Here is a 20,822-nt window from a genome sequence, read left to right as displayed (position 1 = left end):
TCTTTTTCTTATTTATAAGCATAATTCAAATATAATTGTTAAATAATAAAAGTTGATAAATGTATTAATAGGTAATTATTGAAAAATACACATGATTATCAATTAAAATAAAAGGAGGTAAGTTATGGCTAAAACTATGAAGACAATGGATGGAAATGAAGCAGCTGCTTATATTTCATATCCCTTTACAGAAGTGGCTGCAATATATCCTATTACTCCATCATCACCAATGGCTGAACTAGCTGATTTATGGTCAGCTAATGGGAAAAAGAATCTTTTTGGTCAAACTGTAAGGGTGGCTGAATTACAATCAGAAGCAGGAGCGTCAGGAGCAGTTCACGGGGCCTTACAAGGAGGAGCTTTGACTACTACTTACACAGCATCTCAAGGGTTACTACTTATGATTCCCAATATGTATAAAATAGCTGGTGAATTATTACCAGGAGTTTTTCATGTGAGTGCTAGATCCTTAGCAGCTCAAGCCTTATCCATTTTTGGAGATCATCAAGATGTAATGGCAGCAAGGCAAACAGGTTTTGCAATGCTAGCATCTAGCAGTGTACAACAGGTTATAGATTTAGGAAGTATAGCTCATCTGGCATCATTAAAAAGTAGAGTGCCATTCCTACATTTTTTTGATGGATTTAGAACGTCCCATGAGATTCAAAAGGTTGAGTTAATTGAATATGAGGATTTAGAAAAACTTGTAGATTATAACGCAATAAGGGAGTTTAGGAATAGATCCTTGAATCCTGAGAGGCCAGTACTTAGAGGAACAGCTCAGAATCCAGATATTTATTTCCAAAATAGAGAGGCTGCTAATAAATTCTATGAAAAAGTGCCTGAAATTGTTGTTGAATATATGAATGAAATTAGTAAAATTACTGGTAGAGACTATAAGCCATTTAACTACTATGGAGCTAAAGATGCTGATAGTGTTATTGTAGCCATGGGTTCAGCTTGCTCAGTTATACAAGAAGTAATTGATTATCTTGTAAGTAAGGGAGAGAAGGTAGGTTTAATAGAAGTACATTTATATAGACCGTTTTGCGAGAAGTATTTCTTTGATGTACTTCCTAAAACTGTTAAGAAAATTGCAGTACTAGATAGAACTAAAGAGCCTGGTTCCCTAGGAGAACCTTTATATGAAGATATTAGAAATATGTATTATGATAAGGAAGATAGACCTATAATCGTAGGTGGAAGATATGGTTTGGGATCAAAAGATACAAGACCATCTCAATTTATAGCTGTGTATAATAATCTTAAGCAGAAAAATCCTAAGAATAATTTTACTATTGGTATAGTGGATGATGTAACGGATACATCTTTACCTGAAGAAGACATCATTGATACTACTCCAGAAGGTACAATAAGGTGTAAGTTTTGGGGATTAGGGTCTGATGGAACAGTAGGAGCCAATAAAATGGCTATCAAGATTATAGGGGATAAGACTGACTTATATGCTCAAGGATATTTCTCATATGACAGTAAAAAGTCTGGAGGTACTACGGTATCCCATCTTAGATTTGGTAGTAAGCCAATAAATTCATCATATTTGGTTTATGATGCAGATTATATAGCGTGTCATAACAAATCTTATGTATATCAATATGATTTGCTAAAGGGACTTAAGGAGAACGGAACCTTCGTATTAAATTGTCCATGGAGTTCAGAAGAACTGGATGAAAAGATTCCAGCACCAATCAAAAGATATATTGCAGAGAAAAACATTAAATTCTACACTATTGACGCTGTTGAGGTAGCTCAGAATATAGGGCTTGGTGGAAGGATTAATATGATTATGCAGGCAGCATTTTTTAAATTAGCTGAAGTAATACCTATTGAAGATGCTGTGAAATATTTAAAGGACTCTATAAAAGGAACCTATGGTAAAAAAGGTAGAGAGATCGTAGAAATGAACTATGCTGCAGTTGATAAAGGTATTGAAAACTTAGTCAAGATAGATGTACCTGAAGAATGGAAGAATGCTGAAGCAACAAGTGATGAAAAAACTCCACCTAAGGATTTACCGGAATTTATTCAGAGAATTGAGAGACCAATGGCAAGACATGAAGGAGATGAGTTACCTGTAAGTGCATTTGAAGGTATGGAAGATGGAACTTTCCCTCTTGGAACAACTAAATATGAGAAGAGGGGTATAGCAGTTATGGTACCTCAGTGGCAAACTGATAAATGCATTCAATGTAATCAATGTTCTTATGTTTGTCCCCATGCAGTTATTAGACCACTTCTATTAACTGATGAAGAAAAGAAAAATGCACCTAATACATTTGAAACTAAGAAAGCCATAGGTAAAGGATTGGAAGGATATGATTATCGTATTCAAATTAGCACATTAGACTGTACTGGATGTGGAAACTGTGCTGATATATGCCCAGCTCCTGATAAAGCTTTAGTTATGGTTAATGCTGAAGAAGAAGGTCCTAGACAGTATGAAAATTGGGAATATGCAGTTAATAATATTACCTATAAGGATGAGCTATTTAAGAAAGAGACTGTTAAAGGTAGTCAGTTTGCACAGCCATTATTAGAATTTCATGGAGCATGTGCAGGTTGCGGTGAAACTGCGTATCTTAAGTATATTACACAGCTATATGGTGATAGAATGATGATTGCCAATGCAACTGGTTGTTCATCTATATGGGGAGGAAGTGCTCCTTCTATACCATATTGTAAAAATGCGGAAGGAAAAGGACCTGCGTGGGCAAATTCATTATTTGAAGACAATGCTGAATATGGATACGGAATGTTCTTAGCTGTTAAACAAATAAGGGAAAGACTAAGAAATATAATGAAAGAAGCTCAACAAAGAGATATAGGAGCTGATTTGAAAGATGCCTTCCAAAACTGGATAGATAATATGTATGATGGAGAAGGTTCTAAGAAAGCTTCAAAAGAGCTCTTGTCATTTATTAATAATAGTAAGTATAAAAATGATGATGTAGTACAAGAGATACTTGAGAAAAAGGATTTCTTAATTAAGAAATCTCAATGGATAGTAGGGGGAGATGGCTGGGCTTATGACATCGGATATGGTGGACTAGACCATGTTTTAGCTGCTGGTGAAGATGTTAATGTTTTAGTTTTTGACACAGAGGTGTATTCTAATACTGGAGGGCAAGCATCTAAGGCTACTCCAACTGCCGCAGCTGCTAAATTTGCAGCGTCGGGTAAAAAAATACGCAAAAAGGACTTAGGTATGATGGCAATGAGTTATGGCTATGTATATGTAGCTCAGGTATCACTGGGAGCAAATATGAATCATGCTGCAAAGGTAATAGCTGAGGCAGAGGCTTATCCTGGACCATCATTAATAATAGCCTATGCACCCTGTGTAAGCCATGGAATCAAGACAGGCATGGGAACTTCTGTAAAACAGGAAAAGAGAGCAGTAGAATCTGGATTTTGGCATCTATATACCTATAATCCTCAATTGAAAGAAGAAGGTAAGAATCCATTTAAACTGAATTCAAAGGAACCAAAAGAATCTTTTAGAGACTTTATTTTATCAGAGCTTAGGTTCTCACAAATTAAGAATACTTTCCCTGATATAGCAGAAGACTTGTATTCTAAGGCAGAAGAAGATGCTAAAGATAAGTATGAAACATATAGAAGATTATCGGAGATGGAATATTAATAAAATAAGAAGTGGTTGAGAACCACTTCTTATTTTTATTACTTATTTCTGATTTACCTCAACATATTCTTTAGCATTCTGAACTTCCAGAATACTGGGGATAGGAACTCTTGATACCCTTTTTAGACTTTCAATATTTGCCAATGATGAAGTTCTATGATTTTCTATAGGCATTTCATTCATTTTATCTTTAAATTTATTTCTTTCCATATTATCACCCCATTAATAGTATTTGCAAAAAAATATAAAAAAGATATAACTAATTAATGGCTAAAGAAGTAAATTTTATAAATTTTAAATAAAATATACTTAAAGTGATATGAGTTAAAGTAATACGTTAGCTTTATGAAAAGTTGTAAATTAGATATTCTTAAAGTTAATGTTCAACATTAACTTTAAGAATCAAATTCTCTGTTTGATTTACATATAGATACCCATATACCTATAGCACCGAAGGTAATTGCTGTTAGAATATAAAGGCAGACTGCAAATAAAATACTCTTATTACTCACAGCAGATTCAGCTAAAAAACTAATTCCAAAATTAGAAGGTAACATAAAAATAAAAGTGACTATTATATATGTAGATAGTTTCATATCAGTGATTCCATATACATAGTTTTGTAAAGAATATGGAAAGATAGGGATTAATCTTGTAGCTATAAGAGTTTCCCAGCCAGTATTTTCAACGCCCTCATATATTCTTTTTAATGTATCATTTTTACTTAATATTTTTTTTGCAAAATCCTTAGCAAGATATCTAGAAAAGAGAAAGGATAAAATAGCACCAATTGTAGAACCAATTGTAGTTAATATCATTCCCCATAATGTGCCGAAGATTAAACCACCCATGAATTTTATAATGACTACTGGAAATCCTATAAATCCAGTAAGTATATTTATAACTATATAGAACAGTTGACCTAAAAACCCATATTCTTCAATTTGGTATTTCAGTTCCTTAACCCTTTCCACTGTAAAAAAATTTGATAAATTGGAATATTTAACAAAAATGATTAAGGTAATAACTATAATAATTGCAAATAAGGAATTTCTGATTTCCTTACTTGTAAGCTTTTTTAAAAGCTTCTTATTATATTTTATAAATATTATCACAATATTTTTCATTCCTTCCACAGTGTAGATAGATTTGAGTTCAACAAGCTTTTAATGATTAAAATAGAGATTGGCCCGAAGATTAAACCTATTATTCCAAAGACCTTAAGCCCAATGTACATTGACATTAGTGTAACCAAAGGATATAGTCCGATTTGCTTTCCAATTATTTTAGGCTCTAGCATTTGTCTGACAAGTAGTACAATAATATAAAGAATCGCTAAAAAAAGTGCCATAGTAAAATCTCCAGATAACAATGCAAAAAAGGCCCATGGCAGTAGTATTATCCCAGTTCCTAGAATCGGCAAAGCGTCTATAATACTAATAAACAAAGCAATTAGAACAGGATAATCTACACCAATTAAAAGCATACCAATGGTAATTTCTATAAATGTGATAGACATGAGGATAAGTTGTGCTTTTACATATCCAAATAAAGCAAAGACAAGGTCATTTTTCACAATAACCATATTTGATAAGACTTCTCCAGGAACTTGTTTGAATATGTAATTAGAAATCTTGTTTCTATCACTACTAATAAAATAAGTTGATAAAAATAATACAATAATAAATATGAACAATGAAGGCAAAGATTTAGCAATTCCATAAGCAAATTTAGTTGTTGATTCAGTTAGTGTTGCTATAACTGAACTAATACTACTTAGGCCACCATCTAAAAGACTATTGGTGATATGAGAAAATTCAGTAGGTAATTTATCATATATATTGACTCCTTTTGTAAACATTTGATTAAAAAGATTAGAGATTTGGTCTAAGATAAAGGGTAGCATATCAGATAGTTTTTTAATTTCAAATATAATTCTGTAGAATACTATTAATACTACTAATGCGATAAATAGCAAAGTAAATAAAATAATAATAAGACTAGCAAGTCTTCTAGGAATTCTAAGCTTTAGTTCCATAAAATTGACTAGGGGATTAGTAATATAGGCAATAATATAAGCTAGAATAAACGGTAGCAACCATTTAAATACAGTTGTTAGGAAAATGTATACAAGTAGAAAAATAATAAGGACAGATATAATTTTAAGAAAGAAATGAACATAACTTTTAGGAACATCCATGAACCAATCCTCCAAATCAGCTTGTTAGTTAATTATATTTAGGATATAGATTGTATTATGTACCTTTTAATTAACTATTTTAGATTTTAATCTTGGATAACTTAATTTGCTGAATAATAAACTAATACTATGAAAAAAATATATTTAATAAGCAAATTGCCAAAAAAATATAAATACTGTTTTAGTGGAGGAGTTATTATGGAAGTAATAGGTTATTTTTCAAACTTAAAAAAAGCAAATAAAGCTGTAAAAGCTTTGAAAAAAGTGGGATTTAGTGAAGCTATATCAGATATGAATGATCATTATATTGCAGATATGGATATTCATCAAGATTTACCAGGAACTGAAGATTCAGTTAGTCTATCGAATATTATTTTACAGGATGACGAAACTGCTATTGATATGAGTAAGAAATCATTAGCAGCAGCTAATCCAGCAGTAAGTGGAATGGGAGACATAGATGAAATAACTGATTATAACAATAAAGTGGTTGTAAATATTAGTTCATCAGACAGAGAAAAAGTAGAAAAAATTATTGAAGATATGGGCGGAACTATAGATAATCCCAATGAGATAATTCCAAAGGGTCTAGATAAAATTAATATAGACGATATAAACAAAGATACTGTAAGTCATGATTAAAAATTCCTTTTTCAAGGAATTTTTTATATTTAGATTAAGAAAATTATATATTTGAGGAATTCGCATATTTTCAAATTAAATATTTTTTGTAAAATTATTCAAAGTTTTTATATGGAATTTCCTTGTACTAATAAAAGCTTTTACTGATTGGGCAATATATAGTAATATATGGTTATAGAGAAATTATTATGATTTGCATGGAACATTTCGATTAAAATAAGCGTCGAACTCTAATGGAACCTTATGCACATATGAATAAAAAAAGGGGTAGGGAGGTAAAGTATGATGAAAAATAAAAAAATAAAAAATATATTAGTATTGCTTCTAGCCTTAACTTTTATATTTCCACTGATATCTACCATTGTAATGGCTGATCCATCCAGCGATATAGAAGTAAACATAGAGGTAGGCTATGATGGTTTTTATAAGTATGACTATCTATTTCCTGTACAGGTAGAGGTTATGAATAGTGGGGAGGATATTGATGGCAAAATTCAAATTTTGTTGCCTGAACAGATAAGAGATAAAGAAGTATATACAGCATTTACTCAAAATTTCAAAATAGCTAAAGGCTCTACAAAAAAAGTCAACTTTCCCTTAGAGATGAAAGTCTCGCAAAACAAAATCATAGTAAGGATAATTGATAATAAAGATAATATATTATGGGAAGATGAGTATAGAGCATCTAGGGCAGAAATAGAAAATACTGTGTCTATTGGTGTATTAAGTGATGATGTAGAAAGTCTTACTTATTTTAATGTAGTACTGTTTGATATATTAGATGGGACAAATCGAGTGAGAGATAGTAAAGTATCTGATCTAACTAAATATATACCAGAAGATTGGCAGCTACTTGAACAGTTTGATATTGTTGTTATTAATAATTATGATACTGAAAGACTAAATGATAAGCAAATTTCAGCCCTCAAAACATGGACTGAAAAAGGAGGATTCTTAGTTATTGGGACTGGTCCTAACTATCAGAAAACTTTGAAGGGCTTAGATGATTTGAATTATATTCAAGCACAGGGCACAGAAAAAATAAATGCAAACATATTATATAGTACCTTCAATAGTGATAATCCTAGTTCTGATAATTTGACGATTATAAAAGCAGACCATGATGAAAAAGATGTTTTATTATCTACTGAAAAAACACCTTTAGTTTTTGATAAAAAAATGGGAGTAGGAAGCATAACAATAATAGGGTTCGATATAGGTATTAGTCCATTTATAGACTGGAAAGATAAAGAGGACTTTATGGAAGAGTTACTTCAAGATAAAATGTCTCCTAGAGAAGGAAATACTAATAATCAGATAGTAGGAACTTATCCAAGCTATAACAGATTCAATAATATACTTCAATATATTCCTATGGACAAATCTATTTCAACTAAGCTGATCCTTGGTTTATTGATTATGTTTATCTTAATAATTGGTCCTATAAATTACATTGTTTTAAAGAAATTAGATAAGAGAGAAAAGGGATGGATTACAATACCTGCTATTGTTTTAGCTTTCTCACTAGTTATATATTTTTGGGGATTTAGAACTGGATTTGATAAACCATTAGTCAATAGTATTTCAGTAGTTAGATATCTGCCTAATACGAGTATTGCTTCAGTTGAATCAACCTCATCGGTACTAAGCTTTAGTAATGGTGACGTTAAAATTAGTTTAGAATCTGATGGAAAATTATCATTACCGTCAGATGATAGGTCTTCTTATAATTATAATCAAATTAAAGATAAAGAGATAGCTGTAGAGTATATAATTGATAATAAGAGAGAGCTAGTATTTAGACAAAGAGGAGTATGGGATTTAGATCTTATTACTACAGCTGGTGATATAAAATTAGATGGACCAATAAATAATGAGTTTTACTTCAAAGAAGGTAAGATAGTAGGTGAAATAGAAAACCTATCACAATTGAATATTGAAGAAGCTGTTTTTATTTATGGCAATAATTATAAGAGGATTGGAGATATAAATAAAAATGATAAGGTTACTGTTGAAGCTGGAGTGGCTCAATCAGCTAATAATGCAAAACGATACTATGATTTGGTGAATAATCTTTATCCATGGAGCAATATTAATTCAGATAAAGAAAATATTCTTAATGATAGAGTCAAAAGAGAAATATTAGAAAGCTATATGGGTGAATTCGCTAAGGAAATAGTTTCAAATAATCTGATGATTATTGGCTGGAGCAAGAACTCTATAGGTGAGGAAGTTACAGTTAATGATGTAGTTGGGGAAAGACTTGACAGAAATCTGATACTAATTCCAATTAATATTAAATATGAATCTGGAAATGAAATAGAGATACCTTATGGAATTTTAAAGCCCAATATATTAGACCCAGGTAATATGGCTTTTGATATTAATATGCAAAGCTTTCATGGAAGTGGAAGTGTAGAATTTGGCTTTAAGGCCGAAGAAAAAATAGATATGAATACAATGAATATAGATATAATTAATGGAAGCTTTGCCAGTCAATATGACATAACCATATATAATTATGAAACAAAGAAATGGGATGCATACAGTAGTAGCTCTCTAGTTATAGATGACACTAATAGAAATGAGTATTATTCAGACGGTGAAGGTACTAAGATAAGGATTGGTAGTACGGGCAATAGAAGAGAGATATTAGTACCTACCTTTTCAGTAAAGGGGGTAGTAAAATAAAATGTTAAGATTAGAAAATGTTACGAAAAAATATGGTAAGTTTATAGCAGTAAATAATCTTTCTTTAGAAATTGAAGAAGGAGAAATATTCGGGTTTGTTGGCCCCAATGGCGCAGGTAAGACAACTACATTAAAAATGATTGCTACCTTATTACAACCAACATCTGGAAATATTTTTATTGATAATATAGAGGTATCACAGAACGTTAAGAAAGTCAGAGGAATTATGGGATATATGCCAGATTTCTTCGGAGTTTATGATGATTTAAAGGTTAGTGAGTATCTTGATTTCTATGGTGACGTAGCTGGTCTTTCAAAAGAAGAAAAATTACAGGTTATACCTGATTTATTAGAATTGGTTGATTTAAAGAATAAAAAGAGTGAATATGTAGATTCATTATCTAGAGGGATGAAACAAAGGTTATGCTTGGCTAGAAGCCTGATTCATAATCCAAGACTACTTATATTAGATGAGCCCGCTTCGGGTATGGACCCCAGAGCTAGAGTTCAAATGAAAGAAATACTGAAAGAACTAAGAAGGATGGGAAAAACCATACTGATAAGCTCTCATATCCTTCCTGAGTTATCTGAGCTTTGTACTAATATAGGAATAATTGAAAGGGGACAGATTATTGAATCTGGCTCAGTCGATGAGATTATGAGAAAAGTAAACAAGACTAATAATATAAGATTAACAGTATTAGATTTCACCGAAAAGGCTATGAAGTTATTAAAGGAAGAACCAGTTGTGGGGAATGTATATAATGATGACAAATCGATTGAATTTAATTTTGAAGGTGGAGATAAGGAGATTGTTTATCTAATTAAAAAATTAGTAAATAATGATGTTCCTGTACTTTCATTTAAACCAATTGAGAGTAATCTAGAAGAAATATTTATGAAGGTAACAAAGGGGGATGAAGAATGATAAATCCAGTTTTAAAAAAGGAATTAAAAACCAGAATGAGAACATGGAAAACGCCAGCAATATTGTCATTATATATGGGACTTTTAGCAGGATTGTTTTTGATAATATCTTATGAGACATTCTTCTCTTCTACTTATTATAGTGGTTTTAGACCAGGAGCTTTAAGGGAAACGTACTTTGTGCTGATAATATTTCAAATGATACTTATTTTACTTATTGTTCCAGCTACTACAGCTAGTAGTATATCTGGAGAGAGAGAAAGACAGACCTTAGATTTATTAGTAGGAACAAGATTATCTAGTTTTTCTATAATCATTGGTAAGTTAATGGCATCTTTAGCTCAAATTATTCTTTTTTTAGTTGTCTCTATACCTATACTAAGTATACTATTTTTATTTGGTGGATTCTCATTTGGGGATATGATACTTCTCTTTGTTTTTTATATAATAACAGCATTCTTCTTTGGAAGCATAGGAGTTTTTATTTCAGCATACTTTAAGAAGACAACAACAACTACGATAATTAGCTATATAATTACATTAACTTTAACTCTTGGAACCTTAATAGGTACAATAATGTGGAGGGCATATTATTTAGCGAGGATTTTTGGTGTTTCAACATCGGTATCTCAATCTAGTCGCTTTTATCCTATTATTATGTATCTAAATCCCTTTAGTGGACTTTCTTCAATTTTAGAAAATCAAATGGGGATAAATATATTTGAAGGACTAATTTTTAGAGGAGCGAATACACCGACTTTATTAACATTTTATATAAACTCGGCAGTTAGTATAATCCTTTCTTTTATTCTTTTATATTTAGCATCACTTAAGATTAATCCTATGAAGAAATTTGGAAATAGAAATAAAAAAAGTAAGAAGATAAAGAAAAGCTAAAAAATATCCAGTATAATAAATTATTAGTTTTTCAATAGTATATAGTGAAATATATAAGGCATATAAATACTATAGAGGATTTATATGCTTTTTACTATAATTTAACTATGATATAATATGAGTAGAAAAATTATTTATGAGGGGGTTATCTTATGGACGAAAAGAGAATGGATGAGATTGATATTGACGAGCTTGATGAGATGGAAGATGAAGATATTGAGATGGAAGAAATTAAGCATGAGGGCTTTTATAAAAAACTTAGAAAAAGAATTATGGACTTTTTAGAATCAGAAAAGGGAAAGAAATATAAGTATAGTAAGTATTTATTGCTAGTACCAGACTTCTTTTATTTGCTTTGTAAATTAACATTGGATAAAGAAGTTCCTGCTAAATCTAAGGCACTCCTTGCTAGTGCTATAGCCTACTATATTTCTCCAGTAGATTTCTTGCCCGAAGCACTGGTAGGTGTATTAGGATTTGTTGATGATTTAGCCTTAGCAGCTTTTGTACTTAATAAGATTATTAATCAATCTTCTTATCATGTAGTTAAGAAGCATTGGTTAGGAGAAAGTGATTTATTATATTCAATTCAAGAAATATTAAAAATAGCTGATGAAATGATTGGATCAGGGCTATGGAAAAAAATTAAGAAAAAAATTGATGGATAATTTTAAAAGGATGATATGATGCTTCCAAAGTAGAAACTGTAATTAATTAAATTACAAATCTACTTTGGAGTTTTTTTTGAAGAAATTTCACAAAATATACTGCAAAAGGTTCATATCAAAAATATTTTAAAATGAAAACTTTATTTTCTTAACTATATACTTGAACAAGAACATATGTTCTGGTATAATATGTATATAAAGAAATTATAATTGTTTGTGGGGTGGGTAAATGATAGATAAACAAATTAAATACTCATTAGAACGACATAAGCTAATCTCTATAATCTATATGAAGGGTATGGAGATAATCCAAAGAAAAATTCAAGTTCTTAAGATAGAAGCAAATTATATTAAAGCTTTGGATATTGATAAAGGAGCTATAAGGACATTTAAGATTGAAAATATTCTATCTGCCATTGGAGTAAAAGACATTTGTAATAAAGAAAATAAGTCAGATAATATTATGATATAGTTTTTATGAAAAGTAAATTAAAAATTATGGGCATCTAAGATTGTTTATCTTTTTTTATAGCATAATCTTAGATGTTTTTTTGTTATAAATAATTTTTAGGTGAATATTCATGGGTTATTAAAGTTGAACAAATTGTACATTGGTAAATTCCATTTATTTTAAATGAAATTTCATATGAAAATTTTTAAATTGATTATTTCTTTTCAATAATAATTTGTTATACTAGAATAGATATATAACTCCTAAAATATGGTACAATATATTAGGTGGAACATTAAACTAATAAATTTCGTCTAATAATGTAGGAGATGTTATAATGAGAATACATTGTGAATAACTTGGAAATTATCAACATTATATTGAAATTAATGTATATAAAATTATAGAACTGTGGATTAATATGACAAAATAGAGAGGGTGAGTATATGCTTGATAAAAAAATATTAGAATTATTAAAGCCCCTTAAATTCAAATATTTTCTCAAAAGACTAGTTAAGTATTTGGTAATGTCGCTTTTATTATGGAGTAGCGCTTCTTTTTTATTTATGCTAGTATCTAGAATTGTTCCAATAACTTTTGTATGGCAGAAAATTGGATATTTAATATTAATAAGCATAATTATTGGGATTATATGGACCATGATTAAAAGACCATCCTATAGAGAAACAGCAAGGTTAATAGATAGTTTCGGACTTAAGGAAAGAGTTATTACTTCTTTAGAATTAACGCATGATGAAAGTAATATTGCAAAACTTCAAAAAGAAGACTCTATAAATATTTTAAAAAGTGATAATTTCAAAAAAAGTATATCTTTAAAGCCACCTAGAAGAATTTTATTAGTAACTATTGTATTGGTTTTATCAACAGCTTTAGTTGGATTTATTCCATCTAACTCGGCTAAGCAAGCCAAGGAGTTAGAAGAGAATAAAACAAAGGTTGACGAAGCTATAGATAAGATAGAAAAAGTAGAGGAAAAAGTTGAAAAAGATAAACAGCTAAGTGAAATTGATAAGGAAAATATAAAGAAACAATTAAGTGAATTAAAAAAGAAAATGTCAAAACCTGAAAATACAGATGAATTACAGAAAGAGATAGAAAAAGCTAAGAAGAAAATCGAGAATATTGCTAAAAAAATTGAAGATGAGAAAATGAATGACATAGCTGAAAAGTTATCTAGAAAGGATATAACCAAGAAAATTGCAGAAGCTATAAAGAATAAATCACCTGAGGAAGCAGCAAAGGCCATTGAAAACATTTCAGAAAAACTAAAAGGCATGAGTAAGGAAGAGTTAGAAAAGGTGGCAGAGGAGCTTAGAGAGCTTGCAGAAGAGCTTGAAAAGAATCCTGAACTATCTGAAGATTTAAAGGAATTATCTAATGCCATTGCACAAAACATAGGCAATAATAGTAGCAATGCATCTATTAGTCAAAGCTTAAGTAATCTTAGTCAAACAGTTAGCAGTTTAATGAATAGCCCGATAACATCAGGTACAATGGGTCAAATAATGGATCAATTACAACAAATGAGTGCTACAATGGGAAATGGAAATAATAACAATGGTCAAGGACAAGGACAAGGAGAGGGCCAAGGACAAGGAGAGGGCCAAGGACAAGGTCAGGGCCAAGGACAAGGACAAGGAGAGGGCCAAGGTCAGGGTCAAGGCCAGGGACAAGGTCAAGGTCAAGGAAATGGTGCTGGTGCTGGAGACGGGACATCTAATGGTAGTGATAATAATGGTTCTGGAAGTCCAAGCAGTGGTTCAAAGGATGGCTCAGAAAAGGAAGTTCGAGATTATGAAAAAATATTCACTCCTCAAAATCTTGGAGGAGAGGGATATTCAACTCAAATACATGATGATGTTGATAATGATGGACAGTCAGATATTATTCAAGTCAAGAAGTTTGGTGATAATCCAGGAACATCTTTACCATATAATGAAGTCTTAAATACCTATAGGGAAGAGGCATATGATAAGCTGGGCAATGAAGAGATTCCTGCTAATATGAAGGAGACAGTCAAAAGATACTTTAGTGAGCTTGAATAAACCAAATTAAAACGGTAGGTGAAATCTATGGATATTAAAGAACAGGATGTTAAGGTATTTAGTTCAAAAGTTAATGAGATAAAAGATGAGATTGGTAAAGCAATCATAGGACAAAAGGATGTAGTAGAACAAGTGCTAATTGCTATTTTATGCGAAGGTAATGTTCTATTAGAGGGAGTACCGGGACTAGGAAAAACTCAGTTAGTTAAAACTATAGGTAAGGTTTTGAGTCTAGATTTTTCAAGGATACAATTTACTCCTGATTTAATGCCAGCTGATGTTGTAGGAACAAATATTATTGCCCATGATGAAGACGGAGCAAGTAAATTTATATTTCAAAAGGGTCCAATATTTAGTAATATTGTCTTGGCAGATGAGATAAATAGAGCAACACCTAAGACTCAAAGTGCAATGCTTGAAGCTATGCAAGAAAAGACCGTTACAGTTGGAAGTAACACCTATAATCTAGATAAACCTTTTTTTGTATTAGCTACTCAAAATCCAATTGAAATGGAAGGAACATATCCTTTGCCAGAGGCTCAAATGGATAGATTTCTTTTTAAACTGGATGTGAAGTTTCCAAATGCTTCTGAATTAGCAGATATCGTAAATATAACAACAGTTAAGGGAGATATAAAATTATCCAAGGTTACAACTGGGAAGGAAATAGTTGACATGGCTAATATTGCCAAGGAGATACCTATTGCTAAGCCAGTTATGGAATATGCGATGAATCTTATATTATTTACCCATCCAGAAAATCAAGTCAGTCCAGATATAACTAAAAGATATGTGAGATTTGGTTCTAGTCCAAGGGGAGCCCAAGCTATAATTAAGGCGGCGAGGGTTAAAGCTCTTATGGAAGGAAGATATAATGTTTCATTTGATGATATTGCTTATGCTGCATACCCTGTGTTAAGACATAGGATTATTCTTAATTTCGAAGCAGTATCAGATAATATTACTAGTGATTTTATTATTGAAGAATTGATTAAAGAATTGGAAAAGAAGTAAATTAACTAAAGAAGGATTGATTTTATGGGTAAGGATTTAATTGATAGTGGCTTTATTAGAAAGCTTGAAAGATTGAAATTGAATTCAAATGTTATCTTAAATAAAGGATATAGTGGGGCAAGGAAATCCAAAAGCAAAGGTTCTTCTGTTGAGTTCTCAGACTATAGAGAATATGCTCCAGGGGATGACTTTCGAAAGATAGATTGGAATGCTTATGCTAGATTTGAAAAGCTTTTTATTAAGCTTTTTATGGAAGAAAGGGAAGCGTTGGTTAATGTTTTTCTAGATGCTTCTAAATCTATGGATTTTGGAAATCCTAAGAAATCTTTAATAGCACAACAGTTAGCATTATCAATGGCTTACTTGAGTTTATCAAATATGGACAGAGTTAATATTTTTTCAAATAGTGATACAGGCATGAGTGATTCTGGATACTTAAATGGTAAGAACACTTTTCATAGATTAGTTAATTATATTGAAAAATTAAAATTTGATAAAAAAATAGATTTATTTAGTTATATAAATAATAGACCTTTTAAGAGGGGAATTTCCTTAATCATTTCAGATTTATTTACAGATAATTTTGAAGAAGCAATAAAGTATCTTGCCTATAACAAGCAAAGTGTTATAGTTATTCATACATTAAGTAGAGAAGAGATACATCCTAGAGATACAGGAGATATTAGGTTTATAGACAGTGAAACTAATGAAGCAAAGGATGTATCTGTAACTACATCTATTTTAAAAAGCTATGAAGATACATTTAATGCTTATACTACAGCAATTAAAGAGATATGTAATAAGTATAGTTGTTTATATATTTTGGTATCAAATGAAACTTCTATGGAAGAAATTATTTTCGATTCACTTATTAAAGCAGGAATATTGAGGTGATTACATGAGCTTTTATTCTCCAATGTCCTTTTTATTTTTATTAGGATTAATACCAATAATAATGATGTATCTATTAAAAAAACAGCATACTGAGATTGAAATTTCTAGTAATTATCTTTGGGAAAAAGCAATTAGGGATATGGAGGCAAATAGACCTTGGCAAAGATTAAGAAAGAATCTTCTATTACTATTGCAAATAATTATCTTTATAATGCTAGTGTTGGCTTTAGCCCAACCTTTTATTTTTTCTAATACTATAAAGGGTGGAGATCTAATAATAGTATTGGATACATCAGCCAGTATGCAAAGTACAGATATAGATGAAAGTAGATTTTTAGAGGCTAAAAAAGACATTGAAGATATTATTAAGAATAAGAAGCCTGAAACAAATATAACCTTAATTACTATGGGTACTCAACCGAAGATAATAGCTAGTAGGTCTAATGACAAAATGGATTTACAGAGAGAACTTAATAATCTCAAGGTTAATGATACCACTGATAATATAAAGGATACATTATCATTATTAAATGCTATGATTGAGGACATGGAAAATTATCAAATAGTATTTTTTACAGATAAAGATATTTCATCTGATTTACCTAATTTAAATGTCAGAAATATTAATGGGCAAGGTGATAACCTAGCATTAAGTAATATATCATATTCTTTACAGGATAATAATCTTACTGTATTAACTAGGGTGAAAAATTACTCCGACTCAGAGTATTCAGGAGACCTTGTACTTTATATTGATGATGAAATTTTTGATGTCAAGGAAATCACTATTAAACCTAGAGAAGAAAAGAGTGTGTACTGGTCTGATATTCCTCCATCTATAAATATTATTAAAGGTGAATTAGATATTCAAGATAGCTTAAAAGTAGACAATACTAGATATTACGTAGTCAGTAGCAATGAAATTAGTAAAGTTTTATTAGCCACTAAAGGTAATGTTTTTCTTGAAAAGGCAATTAGCTTAAATCCAGGAGTAGAGCTTTATAAAACCAATGAAGTTATTGATGATGTTTCAGGGTATGATCTTTATGTTTATGATGGCATTTTGCCAGAAAAGATGCCCACTGATGGTAATATAGTTATAATCAACCCACCTGATAATGAAATATTGCCTATAAAAGAAGTTAATAATAGTGGTGAGCTTAAACTCATTAGTGATGAACTATTTAAATATGTTAATTTAGATTTTACCATAGGAGAAACAAAGGTCTTTGGAGAATCTGATTGGGCAGACTCTGTATTATTGTCTAATGATCAACCTATAATGGTTAAAGGAGAAAAAGAAGCACAAAAAATAGTAGGTATTGGATTTGATATACATGATACTAATTTGCCACTAAAAATAGATTTTCCTATATTTATTCAAAACGTATTAGATTATACCTTAAATCTAGCTACTCAAGAAAAAACATCAGTATTGTCTGGAGAATACATTGATCTAGATGTATTACCTAAAACTAAAGAGGTAAATGTAATAAATCCACTAGGGGATAAGAGTAGAGTAGCACCACCATTCCCATTAGTGCCATATATTGATACTAATCATACAGGAATATATACAATAGAAGAATTATATAACGATGAAGTAATGAATAGTTATTTTGTAGTGAATGTGGATACTCAAAATGAGTCTGATCTTCACTTTGTTCAAGGTGAAGATGGCAAAGAAATACAAACTAGTGGAAATAGGGTTAAGTCAGGAAGGGGTATATGGGATATACTTCTTTGGGCGGCTCTTATTATTATGCTATTAGAATGGGTGGTGTATAGCCGTGAATATTAGTTTTAACAACCCATGGATACTTTTATTAATCCCATTAAGTTTATTTATTATTTTTTACTTTGGTAGAGGACTTAATAGGATTTTGAAAAATAAAAGCAAATTGATTTTGCTTTTAAGAAGTATTATAGTAATTTTATTGATATTAGCTTTAAGTGGATTAAGCTTAAAGACATCTATAGATAGAGTAGCTACAATTTTTGCAGTTGATTTATCAGAGAGCACCAGGAATGATGTTGACGAAATTAGAACTTTTATAGAGAGTTCTCTTGAATATATGGATGATAGAGACGAAGTAGGTATAGTCACTTTTGGAGAAAATGGGGAAGTTGAGATACCTTTATCAAAGGAGTTAAATAGAGTTGATTTTCAAACTAATCCTGGAGAAGGATTTACTAATATACAAAAGGGTCTATCAATTTCTCAAGCTTTATTACCAGAGAATGCAAATAAGAGAGTAATTCTTATGACCGATGGAGAAGAAAATCTCGGTAATAGCATGGAAGAGGGGAGCATTCTTCAACACAAAAATATAGATTTTAAAATTTATGCTATTAATAAAACTGAAAGTGCAGAAGTCCAAATTCAAGATATTGAAGTACCAAAAATATTACATGAAAATCAAAGCTTTGATGTTTTAGTGAAGATATATAGTAATATAAAAACCAATGCTAAAGTAACCCTATACTCTGATAGAACAATTGTTGGAGAATCTGAGGTTATTGTTGAAGAGGGAATGAATCGATTTATTTTTAAAGACCAGGCAAATAAAAGTGGTTTTAAATCTTATAGAGCAGTAATAACTCCTGAAAGGGATAGCTTTACAGAAAACAATGATTATTCAACCTATACTGAAATTAAAGGTAAGCCAAGCATATTATTGGTGGATGGAGAGAGTAATGGAGCTAGGGAAATAGAGAAATTATTTAATTCATCTGGATTAAATATAAGTCATATAAAAGATAGAGAATTACCTAGAACATTATCTGAGCTTACAAAGTATAGTGCCATCGTAATGAGTGACGTTTCTTTAGAAAATGTAAATAATGGTTTTATAAACTCTATCAAAGGATATGTTAGAGATTATGGTGGCGGACTAGTGGTTACAGGTGGAGAAAATAGTTTTGCTTTGGGAGGATATTATAAAACTCCATTAGAGGAAGTTTTACCTGTTGATATGGAAATGAAGATAAATGGTGAGGTTCCTAGTCTAGGACTTATGTTAGTAATAGATAAATCTGGTAGTATGGGTGGATCAGAAAGTTTAAGTAAGATAGAATTAGCAAAAGAAGCTGCAATCAAAGCTGTAGATTCACTTAAGGTCAAGGACCAAATAGGTGTAGTAGCTTTCGATGGCGCTGCCCAATGGGTAGTTGATGTTACTGGTATTCAGGATAAAGATGCCATAAAAAATAGTATCGGCACAATAAGGGCTGGTGGAGGAACTAGTATTATTCCTGCACTAGATGAAGCTTACTTAGCTTTAAAGGATGTAGAAACTAAATTGAAGCATATTATACTTTTGACTGACGGACATGCTGAGAGTGCAGGGTACGATCAGCTTCTAGAAAATATTCGAGAAGATGGAATCACCATATCTACCGTTGCGGTAGGTGATGGAGCAGATCAATATTTACTTGAGAATATTGCAGAAATAGGAAAAGGTAGATATTATTTTGTAAATGACTATACATCAATACCACAAATTTTTACAAAAGAAACATTTTTAGCTTCTAAGTCCTATATAAATAATAGAACTTTTACTCCTACAGCTAGATATATCCATGAAATGATTAATCCGCTTTTGAATGGAATCCCTAATTTAGATGGATATATATCAACATCAAGGAAGGATAGGGCAGAAACTATACTAACTAGCGATAAAGATGAACCTATATTAGCGGCTTGGCAATATGGTCTAGGAAGAAGTGTGGCTTGGACATCAGATACAAATGGGAAATGGACTTCTCAGTATTTGACAACTGATGAAGGTATTGAGTTTATGAAAAATATGCTAGAATGGACTTTACCAAGGACATCTAGTGATAATTTAATAGTTGAGTCAAATAAAATCGGAAGCATTCAAGAAGTAATAGTTACAAATACTAATGAATTTGATGAAGATTTTATTACTAAAGCGACAATAATATCTCCAGATAATACTAAAAAAGAAGTTGAACTATTACCAGATAAACCAGGAGAGTATAAAATGCAGTTTCCTTTAGACGAGAAAGGTGTTTATATTGTAAAGGTGAATCAATATAAGGATGGAGATATAGTAAATACAGCTAATCATGGAATATCTGTAAATTATTCTAAGGAGTATGACTTTTCATCTTCAGTAAATAGATTAAATAGCTTAGCAAACAGAGGCAATGGAACATTTATAAGTAATCCCGAGGATGTATTTAACGATAACTTTGATGATATATATGGTTTTAAGAATCTATCTAGAATATTAATGATTATTGCTCTACTATTATTTATAATAGATATAGCGATTAGAAGACTTAATTTAAATTTAAGTATAGTTAATAAAATAAGCAATAAGTTTAGTATCATTCTAAAAAGATTAAAAAGGAATAATAAGCAACCTAGAAAATCGGTAGATAGAGAAGAATCTATTAATAAGCTTTCAAGTAAAGTTAAAGAGAAAGCTTCAATGAAGATGAGAAGTAATGATAGTTTAGAGAAAAAGAGCTATAGTGGAGATCAAAGCAAAGATGATAGTAAAGACTTCTCTACTCATAATCATAGAGCTAATAAAAATATAAAAGAAAAAAATAGCACTGATAAAGTTAATGAAGTTTCAAAGAAGAACAGTAGAACTCAGGAACAAAAGAATAACAAAGATAGTAATTTGAACACTTCTAGACTGTTAAAAGCAAAGGACAAAAAGAAAAAATAAATACA

At 30.7% G+C, this 20,822-nt stretch carries 15 protein-coding genes; 12 read left to right on the top strand and 3 right to left on the bottom strand.

The window, feature by feature from the left end; all coding sequences use genetic code 11:
* The first annotated feature begins 124 nt into the window (after positions 1 to 124).
* Positions 125 to 3,661 (top strand): pyruvate:ferredoxin (flavodoxin) oxidoreductase, encoded by a 3,537-nt coding sequence (nifJ, locus tag JMO20_RS19770; protein ID WP_202711576.1) that lies wholly within the window; start codon positions 125 to 127, stop codon positions 3,659 to 3,661.
* Positions 3,662 to 3,703: 42 nt separating this feature from the next.
* Here nifJ and JMO20_RS19765 read toward each other — a convergent pair whose 3' ends face one another.
* From JMO20_RS19765 to ytvI, 3 genes are all read right to left on the bottom strand, one after another.
* A complete protein-coding gene (locus tag JMO20_RS19765) occupies positions 3,704 to 3,871 on the bottom strand; it encodes a CDIF630_02480 family spore surface protein (protein ID WP_202711575.1) in 168 nt (55 codons plus the stop codon).
* A gap of 185 nt (positions 3,872 to 4,056) precedes the next feature.
* Complete coding sequence (locus JMO20_RS19760; RefSeq protein ID WP_202711574.1) at positions 4,057 to 4,788, bottom strand: TVP38/TMEM64 family protein; 732 nt, start codon at positions 4,786 to 4,788, stop codon at positions 4,057 to 4,059.
* Positions 4,785 to 5,861 (bottom strand): sporulation integral membrane protein YtvI, encoded by a 1,077-nt coding sequence (gene ytvI / locus JMO20_RS19755; protein ID WP_202711573.1) that lies wholly within the window; start codon positions 5,859 to 5,861, stop codon positions 4,785 to 4,787. Before ytvI ends, JMO20_RS19760 begins: the two co-directional genes overlap by 4 nt.
* Before the next feature lie 198 nt (positions 5,862 to 6,059).
* On the opposite strand from ytvI, the gene JMO20_RS19750 reads away from it, so the two are divergent.
* The 11 genes from JMO20_RS19750 to JMO20_RS19700 all read left to right on the top strand — a co-directional run bounded on the left by JMO20_RS19750 (position 6,060) and on the right by JMO20_RS19700 (position 20,817).
* Positions 6,060 to 6,503: a hypothetical protein gene (locus tag JMO20_RS19750; protein WP_202711572.1), complete on the top strand. Its 444-nt coding sequence runs from the start codon at positions 6,060 to 6,062 to the stop codon at positions 6,501 to 6,503.
* Between the two features lie 285 nt (positions 6,504 to 6,788).
* Positions 6,789 to 9,194, top strand: coding sequence for a DUF7408 domain-containing protein (locus JMO20_RS19745; protein WP_202711571.1), 2,406 nt, complete (start codon positions 6,789 to 6,791; stop codon positions 9,192 to 9,194).
* A 1-nt stretch (position 9,195) separates the two neighbouring features.
* Complete coding sequence (locus tag JMO20_RS19740; protein ID WP_202711570.1) at positions 9,196 to 10,122, top strand: ABC transporter ATP-binding protein; 927 nt, start codon at positions 9,196 to 9,198, stop codon at positions 10,120 to 10,122.
* Positions 10,119 to 11,018 carry an ABC transporter permease gene (locus JMO20_RS19735; protein WP_202711569.1) on the top strand — a complete coding sequence of 300 codons (900 nt, stop codon included), beginning with the start codon at positions 10,119 to 10,121 and terminating at the stop codon, positions 11,016 to 11,018. The genes JMO20_RS19740 and JMO20_RS19735 overlap by 4 nt, the downstream gene beginning before the upstream one ends.
* Positions 11,019 to 11,170: 152 nt before the next feature.
* Positions 11,171 to 11,686: a YkvA family protein gene (locus JMO20_RS19730; protein WP_243414881.1), complete on the top strand. Its 516-nt coding sequence runs from the start codon at positions 11,171 to 11,173 to the stop codon at positions 11,684 to 11,686.
* Positions 11,687 to 11,915: 229 nt separating this feature from the next.
* Positions 11,916 to 12,158 carry a WYL domain-containing protein gene (locus tag JMO20_RS19725; RefSeq protein ID WP_202711568.1) on the top strand — a complete coding sequence of 81 codons (243 nt, stop codon included), beginning with the start codon at positions 11,916 to 11,918 and terminating at the stop codon, positions 12,156 to 12,158.
* Between the two features lie 425 nt (positions 12,159 to 12,583).
* A complete protein-coding gene (locus JMO20_RS19720; RefSeq protein ID WP_202711567.1) occupies positions 12,584 to 14,203 on the top strand; it encodes a hypothetical protein in 1,620 nt (539 codons plus the stop codon).
* A 27-nt stretch (positions 14,204 to 14,230) separates the two neighbouring features.
* Positions 14,231 to 15,217: an AAA family ATPase gene (locus JMO20_RS19715; RefSeq protein ID WP_202711566.1), complete on the top strand. Its 987-nt coding sequence runs from the start codon at positions 14,231 to 14,233 to the stop codon at positions 15,215 to 15,217.
* 24 nt (positions 15,218 to 15,241) lie between these two features.
* On the top strand, positions 15,242 to 16,111 hold the full coding sequence (locus JMO20_RS19710) for a DUF58 domain-containing protein (RefSeq protein WP_202711565.1): 870 nt from the start codon (positions 15,242 to 15,244) through the stop codon (positions 16,109 to 16,111).
* Between the two features lie 4 nt (positions 16,112 to 16,115).
* Positions 16,116 to 17,912 (top strand): vWA domain-containing protein, encoded by a 1,797-nt coding sequence (locus JMO20_RS19705; RefSeq protein ID WP_202711564.1) that lies wholly within the window; start codon positions 16,116 to 16,118, stop codon positions 17,910 to 17,912.
* The gene (locus tag JMO20_RS19700; protein ID WP_202711563.1) at positions 17,902 to 20,817 is read left to right on the top strand and encodes a VWA domain-containing protein; all 2,916 of its coding nucleotides are present in this window, start codon (positions 17,902 to 17,904) and stop codon (positions 20,815 to 20,817) included. Before JMO20_RS19705 ends, JMO20_RS19700 begins: the two co-directional genes overlap by 11 nt.
* Positions 20,818 to 20,822 lie beyond the last annotated feature (5 nt).

This window comes from Sporosalibacterium faouarense, from assembly GCF_016765695.1.
GTDB lineage: Bacteria > Bacillota > Clostridia > Tissierellales > VENL01 > Sporosalibacterium > Sporosalibacterium faouarense.
This window is presented reverse-complemented; position numbering and strand designations above follow the sequence as displayed.